The following is a 12857-nucleotide window of genomic DNA, read 5'->3' as shown; positions in this document are numbered from 1 at the left end:
TGACCCGAGAGGCCCGTTCTCGATGCTCGCCTTCGCACTCTCCGCCCTGCTCGCCGTCCTGGCGGGCGCCGGACTCGTCCTGCAGCAGATCCTGAACGCCAACCTGCGCGCGGGCCTCGACTCGGCGTCCTGGGCTGGCGTCTCCAGCTACGCGGTCGGTCTCGCCTGCATGGCTCTGCTCGCCGTAGCCCTGCGCGATCCCGCCCCGGCCGTAAGCGTGGCCGGGCGGATCCCGTGGTGGACTTGGAGCGGCGGCCTGTTCGGCGCGCTGTTCATCGGGTTCGCCATCCTGCTCGTCCCGAAGCTCGGCGCCGCGACCTTCTTCGCCCTTCTGGTCACCGGCCAGATGCTCGCCTCGGTGCTGTTCGATCAGGTTGGTCTGCTCGGCCTGGCGCAACGGCCCGTCGATCTGCCCCGCCTCTTCGGGGTCGCGCTCCTGATCGGCGGCGTCGTGCTGATCCGCCGGTAGAGCCGGGTCCGCGTCACGGCGTCTCCGCCAGCAACCCCTCGACGAAGGTGGTGAGGCCGGTGCGGCGCGTCCGCCGGAGCCGCTCCGCCGCCAGGATGCCCTGGAGGGCCCGGAAGGCGTCCTGCAGGTCGTCGTTGACGATGACGTAGTCGTACTCGACCCAGCGTTGGATCTCGGTCCGGGCATTGGCGAGACGCTTCTCGATCGTCTCGGCCGAATCCTCCGCCCGGCGCTCCAGGCGCTGGCGCAGCTCGGCCATGCTGGGCGGCAGGATGAAGACCGTCACCACGTCCTGGGCGAGCTTGGAGCGCACCTGCCGCGTGCCCTGGTAGTCGATGTCGAAGATCATGTCCCGGCCGGAGCCGAGCACCTTTTCCACCGGCCGCCGGGGCGTGCCGTAGAAATTGCCATGGACCTCCGCCCATTCGAGCAGGTCGTCCCGGTTGCGCAGGTCGTCGAAGGCCTCGCGATCGATGAAGTGGTAGTGTCGCCCGTCGATCTCGGAGGGGCGGCGCCCCCGCGTGGTCACGGAGATCGACAGGTCCAGCGCCCAGCTCGGATCCTGGGCGATCGCCCGCGTCAGGGTCGTCTTCCCCGCCCCGGAGGGCGAGGAGAGGATCAGGATCAACCCCCGCCGCGCGATGGAATCGGAGACGCTCCCACCCTGCTCGGTCATGCGCGTGGCTCCCCGACGTTTCGCATCCGTACTCTCACATCCTGATCCGGCATCATTCGATGTTCTGGACCTGCTCGCGGAACTGCTCGACCACGGCCTTCAGGTCCAGGCCGATCCGCGACAGGCTGATGTCGTTGGCCTTGGCGCACAGCGTGTTGGACTCGCGGCCGAACTCCTGGGCGATGAAGTCCAGGCGCCGGCCGATCGCGCCGCCGGCCGCCAGCAGCTCCCGGGCGCTCGTCACATGGGCCCGAAGCCGGTCCAGTTCCTCGCGCACGTCCGCCTTGCCGGCGAGCAGCATCGCCTCCTGATGCAGACGGTCCGGATCGAGGCCGCTGCCGCCCAGCGCCGCGACGGCCGCCTCCAGACGCGCCCGCACGGCCTCGGGCTGACGCGCGGGATTCGCCTCCGCGGCCTCGGTCAGCGCGGCGATCCGGTCGACCTGGCCGATGACGACCTGTTCGAGCTGCCGCCCCTCCGCGCGGCGGGCCTCGACGAGATCCGCGACCAGCTGGACCACGCCTGCGGCCAGATCCCGGGCGAGGGCGTCGGTGTCCGCCGCCTCGTCCTCGACCTCGATCACGCCGCGGACGCCGAGCAGCCCATCCATCGTGGCGGGGGCCACACCCTCGGGGACCGGCACCCGGGCCACCGCCTGGGCGAGGCTCGCCAGCAGCGTCTCGTTGATCCGCACCCGCGCGGTGGTCTCCGGCTTGGTGAGCGTCAGGGTCAGCTGGCACTGGCCGCGGGTCAGGGTCTTCTGCAGGGCGGTGCGGGCGGTCTCGCCGAGCCCGTCATAGCCGGCCGGCACACGGGTGCGCACGTCGAGGCTGCGCCCGTTGACGCTGCGGACCTCCCAGACCCAGTGGACCGGTCCCGTACTGCCGGCCGCTCGGGCGAAACCGGTCATGCTCGTGATCTGGGCCACGCCGACCCCCGTCCCCGTGAAGATCGGGGCCTGTAGCACGGATCTCTCCACGGGGAAGAGGCCGGTCCCTGCGACGGACCCATCCCGGCCCGCGCGCGGGTCCCGTCGCCCCCGCGCCACCGAGGACGTCACGGATCGACTTTCGTACGACGCCGCCAACATTGCATTTCAAGATCAAGTTGTGTTCGTAGGTCCGGGTCGTTTTCACAAGAACCCGGATGGCGCATGCCACGATCAGTGTTGACCAGGTCCGCGCTCACGCCGTTCGGCATGTCCGCGCTGGGCGTCGGCATGTGGGAGGACGTGCCGCATCTGGGACGCGTGCGCGGGGATGCGACGATGGCCCGGATCTTCGGGCTGACCGAGGCCGAGGCGGCGCAGGGCGTGAGCTGGGAGCAGCTCTCCGCGCTCTTCCATCCGGAGGATCTCGCCCGGGACCAGATTCAGCGCCGCCGTGTCCGCGACGAGGGCGGCCTCTTCGCGTGGGAGCATCGCATCGTGCCCGCCCCCGGGCTCGTACGCTGGGTGCTGGCCCGCGGCCGGTTCGAGCGCCGCGCGGACGGGCTGGTCTATGGGCGTGGGATCGTGATCGACATCACCGACAGCCGGACCGAGGGGCCGTTCGAGCCCCCGGCGGGCTTTCTCGGGGCGCCGGCCGAGCAGGGCTCCGTCGTCGAGCAGATGGCGGATGGCGCGATGCGTCTGTGGGAGCGCCTCGGCGATCTCGGGCTCGACGAGGCGAAGCGGGTGCAGCCGCTGCTGGAGGCCCTGCTGTATGAGCTGGGACGCCAGATCGCGGCGTCCCTGTCGGGTCCTCCTCCGGACGGGCAGGGGCGGCCGCGAAACCCGAAGGCGCATTGAGCCCTGCGTGAGCCCTGCGTGAGCCCGGCGCGGCTGCGTCACGTCCGACGACGCGTCGCAGCAATCCGGCCGGAGCCGGTCCCTAGCGCCGGCCCCGGGGCGCCGGGGCCGGTTCGCTCAGGGCCGGCACCGTCTTGGGCGAGCCCAGGTCGTAGCTGCGGTTCTTCAGGGGATCGAGGCGCGTGCCCTCGGAGGCGTCGAAGGCCCGCGAACCCGGCGTGCCCGTATCCGCGGCGAAGGCCGCGTTGGTGTTGATCCCGTTGGCCGCGGGCGCACCGCCCGGCGCGTAGGCCGAGGCGCGGCCCGGCGTCGCCGGATCCGGACCCGGCTCGACCTTGTCGACGGCGTCCGGCGGCGCCTGCCGGCTCTTCTCCACGGCCCGCCAGCGGGCGACGTTGCGCTGATGCGCCTCGAGGGAGTCGGCGAAGGCGTGGCCGCCGGTGCCGTCCGCCACGAAGTAGAGGTCCTTCGTCCGGGAGGGGTTGGCCACCGCCTCCAGGGCGGCCCGGCCGGGATTGGCGATCGGCCCCGGCGGCAGGCCCTCGATGACGTAGGTGTTGTAGGGCGTCGGCCGGTCGATCTCCGACCGGAGGATGCCGCGCCCGAGGGTGCCGCGGCCCCCCACGAGGCCGTAGACGATCGTCGGGTCGGATTGCAGCTTCATCCGCTTGTTCAGGCGGTTGATGAAGACGCCGGCCACCCGGGGCCGCTCGTCGGCGCGGCCGGTCTCCTTCTCCACGATGGAGGCGAGGGTGACCATCTCGGCCGGGGTCCGCACCGGCACGTCGGCGCTGCGCCGCAGCCAAATCTGGTTCAGAACCTCGCGCTGCTTGGCCTTCATCAGGTTGACGATCTGCTGACGGGTGGCCCCGCGCTCGAACTTGTAGGTGTCGGGCAGGAGCGAACCTTCCGGGGGGATCTCGTTGATCTCGCCGGTGAGCACGTCATTGTCGTTGAGGCGGCTGACGATCTGCTCGGAGGTCAGGCCCTCCGGGAAGGTGATGGCGTGCTGGACCTGCCGGCCGGTGGCGATGGTGTCGAGGGCGTCGGAGATGCTCGCATGCGCCTTGAACACGTATTCCCCGGCCCGGAGCGCCGGCCGGCCGCCGAAGCGGGCGGCGAACTCGAACAGGCCGGTATGGTCGATCACGCCCTCGCGCTTCAGGGTCTCGGCGATCTCCGCCGTTCCGCTGTGGGTCGGGATCACAACAACCTTGTCGGCCGCGAGCGGCCCCGGCTCGCGCACCTGCCGCTGGAACAGCGTGATCCCGATCATCGCCGCGATGGCGATGACGACCGCGAAGGTCAGGGCTCCGCTGATGAGGCCCACGAGGCCGCTCCGCTCGCGTTGGGGCTTCTCCGGGGGCGGGGGCGCGACCGTCGGCTTGATCGCCTCGCCGGGGGAGCGCGGCGAGAGCCGCTGCGGCAGGGCGGGCTCGCCCGTCGGATCCTGCGCGGTGGTTTCGGGCGCGGGCGTCTTTGAGCGGCGGAAGAACATCGGGATCCTGTCTGGGCCCGCGCGACCCGTCACGCGTTGCGGGCCGGGATCGGCTGCCCGCAACCGGGTGCGCACGTCGAGGCGCTAGACCCTAGCCGGGTTTGTGGCGAAATTGCCGTTTCGCGGCGCAGTGACGCACGGTTCGACGCAAGGTTCGTTGCGGTCAGTCCGGGGGCTGGCAGGTCGCGCAGAAGAAAGTCGAGCGGTTCGCCTGGACGATGCGGGTGATGGAACCGCCGCATCCCGGCCGGCTGCAGGACAATCCGACTCGGTCGTAAACCCGGAAGGCGTGCTGGAACGCCCCCGCGCTGCCATCCGTGTGGGCGTAGTCGCGCAGGGTCGAGCCGCCGGCCTCCACGGCCTCCTGCAGGACCTTCACGATCGCCTTGGCGAGGGCGTTGGCCTTGGGCGTCGGGCGCCCGTCGGGCCGGACGAGGCTCCCGGCCGGGGCCTCGGGGTGCAGGCGCGCCCGGTGCAGCGCCTCGCACACGTAGATGTTGCCGAGGCCTGCGATCAGGCGCTGGTCGAGCAGGGCGGCCTTCAGCGGCGCGATCTTGTGGCGGAAGAGCTGCGCGATCACCGCCCCCGTCAGTCCGTCGAGGGGCTCGATGCCCATCCTGGCGAAGTGGCGGCAGCCGGCGAGATCCGCGCTCGGGACTAGATCCATGAAGCCGAAGCGGCGGGCGTCGTTGTAGGTCACCGTGGCGCCGGTGCTCATCGCCATGACCACATGGTCGTGCTTGGGCGTGCCCTGGGCCCCTTCGAGGTAGAAATCCCCCGGCGACAGGTTGCTGCCGTCCGGCAGGGCCACGTCGAACCGCCCACTCATGCCGAGATGCATGACCAGGGTCTCGCCCGAGTCGAGCGCGGCGGTGAGGTATTTCGCCCGGCGCGCGAGGTCCGTCACGGTCCGCCCTTCCAGCCGGGCGGCGAAGCGATCCGGGAAGGGGAAGCGCAGGTTGGCCCGGCGCAGGGTGACACGGCTGAAGCGGGCTCCGACCAGGGCGGGCGCCAGGCCCCGCCGCACCGTCTCGACTTCGGGAAGCTCCGGCATCTCTCTCGCGACTTTGCGTGCGTGGCGCCTCATGCGCCGGCTCCGGATATCGGCGGGATCGGTCCGGGCCGCAACCGCGCGGCTCCGGCGCGGTTTGCCGCGCAGGCTGCGGACACCGGTGAACAGGCCGCTGCGCGCCGGGTTCCGGACCCCTATCGGCGCCGCAGACGGACGTAGAGCGCGCCGCCGCCGCCATGGTGGCGGGCGGCCTCCTCGAAGCCGAGGACGATGCCGCGCAGTTCCGGCCCCCGCAGCCAGTGCGGCACGCTGCGGCGGAGCACCCCGCGCTCGGCGAAGGCCTCCGCGTAATCCGGTCCGCCCTTGCCGGTGACGACCAGCACGTAGGAATGCCCGGCGGCCCGCGCCCGGAGCAGGAAGCCCGTCAGCGCGGCATGGGCCTCCGTCTGCACCATCCCGTGCAGGTCGATCCGCGCCTCGATCGCCAGTCGTCCGCGGCGCAGGCCGACCTTGGCGGTCCGCTCCAGGCTGGTGCTCGGGCTGTGGCGCTGCGGCGGCGGCTGATACGGCGCGGCGGTTGCCGGACGCGGCGGCTCCGGTGCCGGTTTCGGCGGATGCTTCGCCCGCGGCCTCTTGGCGGTTGGCGGCGCACTGGGCTTCAGGATCGGGGCCGACAGGGGCGGCATGGCGGCGGTCGGGGGCGCCGGCGGTCGGGGAAGCTCGGGGGTCGGGGACGCGCGGCCCGGCAACGGCGTCACCAGCTTGGCGATCGCGTCCCAGAGGCGGGCCTCGCCCGCGGTCAGGCGGCGCCCGCGGCGCGGGGGCCTCACGGCGCGGCTCCGGGCGCAGCGGCGCGGCGCGGCAGCAGGACCACGAATCCGATGGCGTCGCGGAGGTTTCCGGCGACCACGCCGGCCGCAGGACCGGTGCCGACGAAGAGGTCGCCGCGGGCAGGGCCGACGATCGCCGATCCGGTATCGGCGGCGATGACGAGGCGCCCGGGCGCGTCCGGGGCTCCGTCCTGCGCCGCGCCGGGCAGCGGCCCTGCGAGCCAGAACGGCAGGCCGTACCGCCAGAGGGTCGAATCGACCGCCAGGCTGCGGCCCGGGCTGAGCGGCGCGTTCGCGGCGCCGGGCGGCCCGAGGGCCGGATCCGCGACCGGGGCGAGGCGGAAGAAGATGTAGGAGGCGTTGGTGCGGATCAGGCGCTTGGCGATCTCGGGATGCGCGCGCAGCCAGCCGGTCCAGCGGGCAAGCGTCAGGCCCTCGAGCGGCAGATGCCCCTCCTGGACGATCAGCTTGGCCACCGCCGTATAGGGGCGCCCGTTGCGGCCGTCGTACAGCACCCGCACCGCGCGACCGTCCGGTAGCCGGACGCGCCCGGAGCCCTGGACCTGCAGGACCAGCAGATCGACCGCGTCGCGCAGCCACAGGATCGGCTTCGCATGCGCCCCGAGGGCTCCGTCGTCGATGGCGGCGCGGTCGGGATAGGGGGCAAATCCGTCCGCGGTGGCCCGCGCGGCGCGCAGGGTCGGATCGAGCCCCGGACGGGTTTCGCCGGGGGCAAGGGAGATCAGGTCGTCGGGACGGGCGAGCACCGGCGTCGGAAAATCCGGCCCGGGCGCGAGGGAGCCCGTGAGCTCCGGCTCGAAATAGCCGGTCAGGAAGCCGGGCCGTTCCGCGCCGGGCCGATCGATGCGGAAGGCGTCGAACCGCTCGCGGAAGAACGCGGCGGCGTCCGGCACGGGGCCGGCCGCGGCCGTGCAGGCCTCGGCGAGGGCGGCCGGATCGCCCGCGACGCCGTCCGGCTGGGGCTGGGCAGGCGCCGGTGCCGCGCAGACCCGCCGGAAGGCGTCGAGCGCCGCTTCCGCCTGCGCACCGGGAAAGCCCGGCAGGTCCGCCGGGGCGACGGGGCGCAGGACCGCACCGCCGACCGCCGTTGGCGCGGCGGACACGGATGGACTCAGCAGGAACGCGAGGAGGGCGGCCGGGACTGCTCCGGACCGGGCATGGTGAATCGGCACGGCAAGATCGTCACGGCACGCCTGTCACGGGCTCAGGCGCCGGCCTCGGTGGCCACGAGCTGCCAGTTCGGGTCCCGCGAGCCGAGGGTGCGGGAGAAGGTCCAGACATCCGGAACCTCGACCACCGTCTCGGCACTGCCGTCCACCACCTTGCCGTCCGCGTTGCGGGTGGCGGTGATGAGGTTCGACAGGAAACGCACGGTGACGTGAGCCACCCGGTTGCGCACCTCGACGGCCACGATCTCGGCCTTGTCGATGGAGACGAAGGTGGTCTCCAGGGTCTGCCGGTTGCGCTCCCGCTCGGCGATCGCGCGTTCGAAGGCCTCGCCGACCTCCTTGGACAGCAGGCCGCGCAGGGTCTTCCGATCGCCCTTGGCGAAGGCGATCATGATGGCTTCGTAGGCGGATTTCGCGCCCTCGACGAAGGCGCGCGGGTCGAACCCGGGCTCCGCCTGGACGCAGGCCTCGAGGCCGCGGGCGACCTCGGATCCCGGCTCGGCGATCCCCCGCCAGTCCCGCGGCGCGGCGGCGGTCGGCGGCGCGGCCTGCACCCGGTCGGCACCCGGCAGCCGGACGACGTTGTCGCCGTCGGAACGCGCCTGCGGTTCGGTGCGGCTGCGGTCGACCGGCTTGAACGGCGAGCGTTCGGCGCCTGTCTTCTGACCGAGCACGGAGCGCAGACGCCAAATCACGAAGACGGCCAGCGCCAGGAAGATGATCGTCGTTACGTCGAAACTGTCCTGCATCACCGATCCGATGGTGGCCGCGGCGAGACCCTGTGCCCCTTGCTCAGGTCATGCCCGGTGCGGCGCCGGCTAAGCGCGCATAGGTATGGCCGACTCATATCCGACCAACGCGCCGGGAGCGAGCCGGTTGTATCGTCGGGGTCAACTGGTCCCGCACGCAATCGCGATATGGGTTGCCGGTGCCGCCGGCGCCAGCGCCCCGTCACCTCGCCTGTCACTTCGCTTGTCCAGGCCCGGCGCGCGTGTTAGCGGCCCTGCCGTTTGGGTAGTTCCGCGGCGTGATCCAGCGGCTCCCGCCGCGACAACAACCCGCGCCGGCCTCGCCGGTCGATCGAGAAGGATGATCCGCATGGCCGATTCCCCGGCAGCGAACGGCAACGGCGGCGGCATGCCGCAGGGCGATGTGCCGACCATCAATGCCCTGGCGCAGTACACGAAGGATCTCTCCTTCGAGAATCCGAACGCCCCGCGCTCCCTTCAGCCCAAGGAGGGCCAGGGGCCGCAGATCAACATCCAGGTGAACGTCAACGCGCAGCAGCTCTCCGAGACCGATTTCGAGGTCGAGCTGAAGCTCGAGGGCGACGCCAAGATCCAGAACGAAGTGCTGTTCGCCTTCGAGGTGACCTATGCCGGCGTGTTCCGGCTGCTCAACATCCCGGCCGACCAGATCCATCCGGCGGTGATGATCGAGTGCCCGCGCCTGCTCTTCCCCTTCGCCCGCCAGATCGTGGCCGAGGCGGTGCGCAACGGCGGCTTCCCGCCCCTGTACATCGACCCGATCGATTTCGTCGGCCTTTACCGGCAGAAGGTGATGGAGCAGCAGGGCGCCCAGGGCCCGCTCGCCTCCTGAGGTGACGACCGGCGGCCGCGCGGCGGCCGCCGGGACCCCGAGAGGCCGCCGCCCGCGCGCATAGGGCGTCCGCTCAGGAGCGCGGCGCTCAGTGCGACGAAGCTGCCCGGCAGGTCTGGCAGCCCGAACCGGCCGCCGACCTTCCCGGCGCCTTCGGGTGCCGTGCTGGGCGCTAGGGCTGCCACCGCGAGCCTGCCCATCGCCGCCGCCGACGAGGGCCCCGGTCCCGGTCAGGGCGGCCGCGCCGCGGACCGTGCAGGGTTTCGCCCGCTCTCTCGCCGAAGACGCCGCACGTCGCCCCGCATGAGGGTGTCGCCGCCCTGCTCCGCGACGGAGGCTGCGTTCCGGGCTTGACCGTTCCGGGGTCCCCGTTCACGTCCGGGGCCCGAAACGGCTCCAGGATCGCATGGCCCCCACCACAAACCTCGCCTTGATCAACCTGTTCATCGGGGACATCCAGGGCGGCCTCGGCCCCTTTCTGGGAACCTGGCTGGCGGAATCCGCCTCGTGGAGTCCCGCCCGGGTCGGCTTCGTCGTCACGCTGGTGGGGTTCGGCACGCTGTTCTTGAGCGGCCCGTTCGGTGCCCTGGTGGATCGGTTTCCCCGGCCACGCCTGCTGATCGCCCTGGCCTGCGGGGCGATCCTGGCGGGCACGCTGCTGCTCCTCCCGGCGCGCAGCTTTCCGGCGGTCCTGTGCGCGCAGCTGCTCGCCGCGGCCGGCGGCACCCTGCTGTTGCCGGCGGTCGCGTCGCTGACCCTGGGCATCGTCGGGAAGGACCGCTTCCCCGCCCAGCAGGGCCGCAACCAGGCCTTCAACCACATCGGCATCCTGGTCGCGGCGGGGGGCATCAGCCTCGGCACCGGCTATTTCGGGCCTGCGATCGCCTTCTGGGTCCTCGGCGGCATGGCTGTGGCGGCGATCGGCGCCACGCTGACGACGCCCGCCGGCGCCTGGAACCGGCGCCGCGCCGTCGGTTGGAAGGAGGACGACGCGGACGAACCCGAGCGCAGCGGCCTGCGTCAGGTTCTCGGCAACCGCCGTCTGCTGGTGCTGACCGTGGCGCTGACCCTGTTCAACCTGGGGAACGGCGGCATGCTCTCGCTGCTCGGGCAGAAGCTCGTGGCGACCGCGGCCGACGCCACGACGTGGACGGCGCGCTACGTCATGGTGGCGCAACTCGTCATGGTGCCCGTGGCTCTGTTTGCCGGTTCGCTGGCCGACAGGCGCGGACGCCGTCAATTGCTGATGGTGGCCTTCGCCGTGCTGCCGGTGCGCGCGCTCATGTCCGGATTGATCGACGATCCGGTGTGGCTGATCGCCGCCGAGGTGCTGGACGGCGTGGCCTCCGGCATCGTCGGGGTGGCGGTGCCCGTGGTGGTGGCGGACCTGACCTGGGGATCGGGCCGGACCCAGACGGCGCTCGGCAGCGTCAACGCGGTGCAGGGCGTGGGCGGCGCGCTCTCGAGTTGGTACGGCGGCCTGTCATACGGGCTGTTCGGCTGGACCGGTGCCTTCCTGGCCCTCGGCGTGCCGGCGCTCGTCGCCCTGGCGCTCGTGATCTGGCTCGACGCCACCCCTGAGGCCGGCCGCCGCCGGCGCCGGCGGGAGCGGCGCAGCCCCGTCGTTCAGGAGGCGTAACGGGCGCGCGGCGGTATCCCGCTCGCGACCACGGCACCGGCCCCCGTCATCGCACGCGCAGGCAGGTATATCCGCAGGCACACCCGCTGCGCCGGAGATGTCGCGCAGCCGGCCCGACAACGGCGGCCCGTCGCATGGGCGACCCTTCTGAAACACGAAAGCCCGGCCGCCGGGCCGGGCTTCGTGATGATGACGCTGCGTGCCGCTCAGCCGATATGCGGGCTGCCCGTGGCGGCGGGAAAGCGGTCGGCGAGCGCACGGCGCAGCTTTTCCAGGGCCCGGTTCTCGATCTGGCGGACCCGCTCCTTGGAGATGCCGAGCCGCTGGCCGAGGGCTTCGAGGGTCGCCTGATCCTCGGCGAGGCGGCGCTCGCGCAGGATGCGCAGCTCACGCTCGGACAGGACGGTCAGAGCCTGCTGTAGCCAGCTGAGGCGGCGCTCGCCGTCGACCGTGGCGCTCACGGTCTCGTCCGGCAGGTCGGCCCCGTCGACCAGGAAATCCATCCGCTCCGAGGACGCGTCGCTGTCCTCGCCCACGGGGGCGTTGAGCGACATGTCGGGGCCGGACAGGCGTGCATCCATCAGGGCGACGTCGTCACGGGATACCCCGATCGCGCTGGCGATGCGGCGATGGATCTCGTCGCCGACATGTTCCTCGGTGGATTGCATCAACCGGGCGCGCAGCCGGCGCAGATTGAAGAACAGCGCCTTCTGCGCCGAGGAGGTCCCGCCGCGTACGATCGACCAGTTGCGCAGGATGTAATCCTGGATCGAGGCGCGGATCCACCACGTCGCATAGGTGGAGAAGCGGACGTCCCGCTCCGGCTCGAACCGGGCCGCGGCCTCCATCAGGCCGACATGCCCTTCCTGGACGAGGTCGGCCATGGGCAGGCCGTAGTGACGAAAACGCCCCGCCAGGGCGATGACGAGGCGCATATGGGCCGAGATCAGACGGTGGAGGGCCCGCTCGTCGCGCTCGTCCTTCCATCGGACGGCGAGGCCCCGCTCTTCTTCCCGGGCCAGGAAGGGCGCCTCCATGGCAGTCCGTATGAACTGCCGTCGAATTCCCGCGATCTCAGCCATCCGCCTGCCTCTTGTTGCCGAGTGCTGTTGCGGCGTCGGACCCAAGGGCCCGACGCGCAGGCGCCACCGGGGGGTGACGCCAGGCAACCGACAACGGAAGGCAAAACGGGAAAGTTCCGTCCCGATGCCCCACAATGCGACAACGCAGCGGCCACGAATTCGTGTTCCGTCTGGAAGACATGGGATCCCGCCCCGCGCCGTCCAGCCCAGGCCTTCGCGAACGGTCAGGGCCGTTGGGGGGAGCCGGCTGCGCGGACGCAAGAAAAAACCCGGCCACCAGGGCCGGGTTGAATGTCGTTGTCGCGATGCGATGCGCGCCTCAGGCGGCTTCCTCCTGAAGGTCGTCGCCCTCGCTGTCCCCCTCGGCCTCGGCTTCGGGCTCGGCCTCGTTCTTCGCCCGGCGGGGCGACTTGGCGAGGCTCTGCTCGATCAGCTTCAGCGCCTCGGTCTCGGTGATGCGGTTGACCGAAGAAATCTCGCGCACGATCCGGTCCAGAGCCGCCTCGTACAATTGGCGCTCGGAATAGGATTGCTCGGGCTGGGCCTCGGAGCGGAACAGGTCGCGCACGACCTCGGTGACGGAGAGCAGATCACCCGAGTTGATCTTGGCCTCGTATTCCTGCGCGCGGCGCGACCACATGGTGCGCTTGATCCGGGCACGGCCGGTCAAAAGGTCGAGAGCCTTCTTCACCAGTTCCGGCTCGGCGAGCTTGCGCATGCCGACGCTGTTGGCCTTCGCTGTGGGGACGCGCAGGACCATCTTGTCCTTCTCGAACGAGACCACGAACAGCTCAAGCTTGTAGCCCGCGATTTCCTGCTCCTCGATCGCGGTGATGCGACCGACGCCGTGGGCCGGATACACGACAGCCTCGCCGGTCTTGAAGCCCTGCCGGCCTGTGGTCGTCGTCTTCTTGGCTGTGGTCATGCGAGAAGGGCCTCCACTGGCGCGCAGCGTTCGGCGCCGCGCGAAACCGTGTTCTTCCGGGCGGGACACCCGGTCTGCCTCGCCGCTCCCGAAACCCCCACGCCCAGCGCGACGATCCCGGTCATTCCCCGGCGCGGCCGTGCAAACA

General features: G+C 71.6%; 13 protein-coding genes. 4 read left to right on the top strand and 9 right to left on the bottom strand.

What is annotated here, in order from left to right:
* Positions 1-22: 22 nt before the first annotated feature.
* Positions 23-469 (top strand): DMT family transporter, encoded by a 447-nt coding sequence (locus BM396_RS07910; protein WP_043385103.1) that lies wholly within the window; start codon positions 23-25, stop codon positions 467-469.
* Positions 470-482: 13 nt separating this feature from the next.
* On the opposite strand, the gene gmk is transcribed toward BM396_RS07910, so the two are convergent.
* Positions 483-1145, bottom strand: a complete 663-nt coding sequence (gmk, locus tag BM396_RS07905) for a guanylate kinase (protein ID WP_043385106.1) — start codon at positions 1143-1145, stop codon at positions 483-485.
* A 52-nt stretch (positions 1146-1197) separates the two neighbouring features.
* The gene (locus BM396_RS07900; RefSeq protein WP_043385162.1) at positions 1198-2055 is read right to left on the bottom strand and encodes a YicC/YloC family endoribonuclease; all 858 of its coding nucleotides are present in this window, start codon (positions 2053-2055) and stop codon (positions 1198-1200) included.
* 255 nt (positions 2056-2310) lie between these two features.
* Here BM396_RS07900 and BM396_RS07895 point away from each other — a divergent pair, with 255 nt between their 5' ends.
* On the top strand, positions 2311-2934 hold the full coding sequence (locus tag BM396_RS07895) for a PAS domain-containing protein (protein WP_244538840.1): 624 nt from the start codon (positions 2311-2313) through the stop codon (positions 2932-2934).
* Positions 2935-3016: 82 nt separating this feature from the next.
* On the opposite strand, the gene mltG is transcribed toward BM396_RS07895, so the two are convergent.
* The 5 genes from mltG to BM396_RS07870 form a co-directional block, all read right to left on the bottom strand.
* Entirely contained in the window at positions 3017-4432 is a 1416-nt protein-coding gene (mltG, locus tag BM396_RS07890; RefSeq protein WP_043354625.1) for an endolytic transglycosylase MltG, read from the bottom strand.
* Positions 4433-4595: 163 nt separating this feature from the next.
* A complete protein-coding gene (gene mutM, locus BM396_RS07885) occupies positions 4596-5486 on the bottom strand; it encodes a bifunctional DNA-formamidopyrimidine glycosylase/DNA-(apurinic or apyrimidinic site) lyase (protein WP_043354623.1) in 891 nt (296 codons plus the stop codon).
* Between the two features lie 152 nt (positions 5487-5638).
* Positions 5639-6274 (bottom strand): Smr/MutS family protein, encoded by a 636-nt coding sequence (locus BM396_RS07880; RefSeq protein ID WP_043354621.1) that lies wholly within the window; start codon positions 6272-6274, stop codon positions 5639-5641.
* Entirely contained in the window at positions 6271-7467 is a 1197-nt protein-coding gene (locus BM396_RS07875) for a murein transglycosylase A (protein ID WP_170867472.1), read from the bottom strand. Before BM396_RS07875 ends, BM396_RS07880 begins: the two co-directional genes overlap by 4 nt.
* Before the next feature lie 32 nt (positions 7468-7499).
* On the bottom strand, positions 7500-8213 hold the full coding sequence (locus tag BM396_RS07870; protein ID WP_043354619.1) for a Tim44/TimA family putative adaptor protein: 714 nt from the start codon (positions 8211-8213) through the stop codon (positions 7500-7502).
* A gap of 349 nt (positions 8214-8562) precedes the next feature.
* Between BM396_RS07870 and secB the strand changes: the two genes are divergently transcribed.
* The gene (secB, locus tag BM396_RS07865) at positions 8563-9063 is read left to right on the top strand and encodes a protein-export chaperone SecB (RefSeq protein WP_012320646.1); all 501 of its coding nucleotides are present in this window, start codon (positions 8563-8565) and stop codon (positions 9061-9063) included.
* A gap of 406 nt (positions 9064-9469) precedes the next feature.
* Positions 9470-10702, top strand: a complete 1233-nt coding sequence (locus tag BM396_RS07855; protein ID WP_043354617.1) for an MFS transporter — start codon at positions 9470-9472, stop codon at positions 10700-10702.
* 206 nt (positions 10703-10908) lie between these two features.
* Here the strand turns inward: BM396_RS07855 and BM396_RS07850 are convergent, their stop codons facing one another.
* Both BM396_RS07850 and BM396_RS07845 read right to left on the bottom strand, forming a co-directional pair.
* Positions 10909-11784, bottom strand: coding sequence for an RNA polymerase factor sigma-32 (locus BM396_RS07850; RefSeq protein ID WP_012320644.1), 876 nt, complete (start codon positions 11782-11784; stop codon positions 10909-10911).
* Positions 11785-12103: 319 nt separating this feature from the next.
* The gene (locus BM396_RS07845; RefSeq protein ID WP_043354614.1) at positions 12104-12709 is read right to left on the bottom strand and encodes a CarD family transcriptional regulator; all 606 of its coding nucleotides are present in this window, start codon (positions 12707-12709) and stop codon (positions 12104-12106) included.
* Positions 12710-12857 lie beyond the last annotated feature (148 nt).

This window comes from Methylobacterium sp. UNCCL125 (genome assembly GCF_900116795.1).
GTDB lineage: Bacteria > Pseudomonadota > Alphaproteobacteria > Rhizobiales > Beijerinckiaceae > Methylobacterium > Methylobacterium fujisawaense.
This window is presented reverse-complemented; position numbering and strand designations above follow the sequence as displayed.

Coding starts and splice junctions, on each gene's coding strand:
- BM396_RS07845 (WP_043354614.1), bottom strand. CDS start 12,709: ATGACCACAGCCAAGAAGACGACGACCACAGGCCGGCAGGGCTTCAAG.
- gmk (WP_043385106.1), bottom strand. CDS start 1,145: ATGACCGAGCAGGGTGGGAGCGTCTCCGATTCCATCGCGCGGCGGGGG.
- BM396_RS07900 (WP_043385162.1), bottom strand. CDS start 2,055: ATGACCGGTTTCGCCCGAGCGGCCGGCAGTACGGGACCGGTCCACTGG.
- BM396_RS07850 (WP_012320644.1), bottom strand. CDS start 11,784: ATGGCTGAGATCGCGGGAATTCGACGGCAGTTCATACGGACTGCCATG.
- secB (WP_012320646.1), top strand. CDS start 8,563: ATGGCCGATTCCCCGGCAGCGAACGGCAACGGCGGCGGCATGCCGCAG.
- mutM (WP_043354623.1), bottom strand. CDS start 5,486: ATGCCGGAGCTTCCCGAAGTCGAGACGGTGCGGCGGGGCCTGGCGCCC.
- BM396_RS07870 (WP_043354619.1), bottom strand. CDS start 8,213: ATGCAGGACAGTTTCGACGTAACGACGATCATCTTCCTGGCGCTGGCC.
- mltG (WP_043354625.1), bottom strand. CDS start 4,432: ATGTTCTTCCGCCGCTCAAAGACGCCCGCGCCCGAAACCACCGCGCAG.
- BM396_RS07855 (WP_043354617.1), top strand. CDS start 9,470: ATGGCCCCCACCACAAACCTCGCCTTGATCAACCTGTTCATCGGGGAC.
- BM396_RS07910 (WP_043385103.1), top strand. CDS start 23: ATGCTCGCCTTCGCACTCTCCGCCCTGCTCGCCGTCCTGGCGGGCGCC.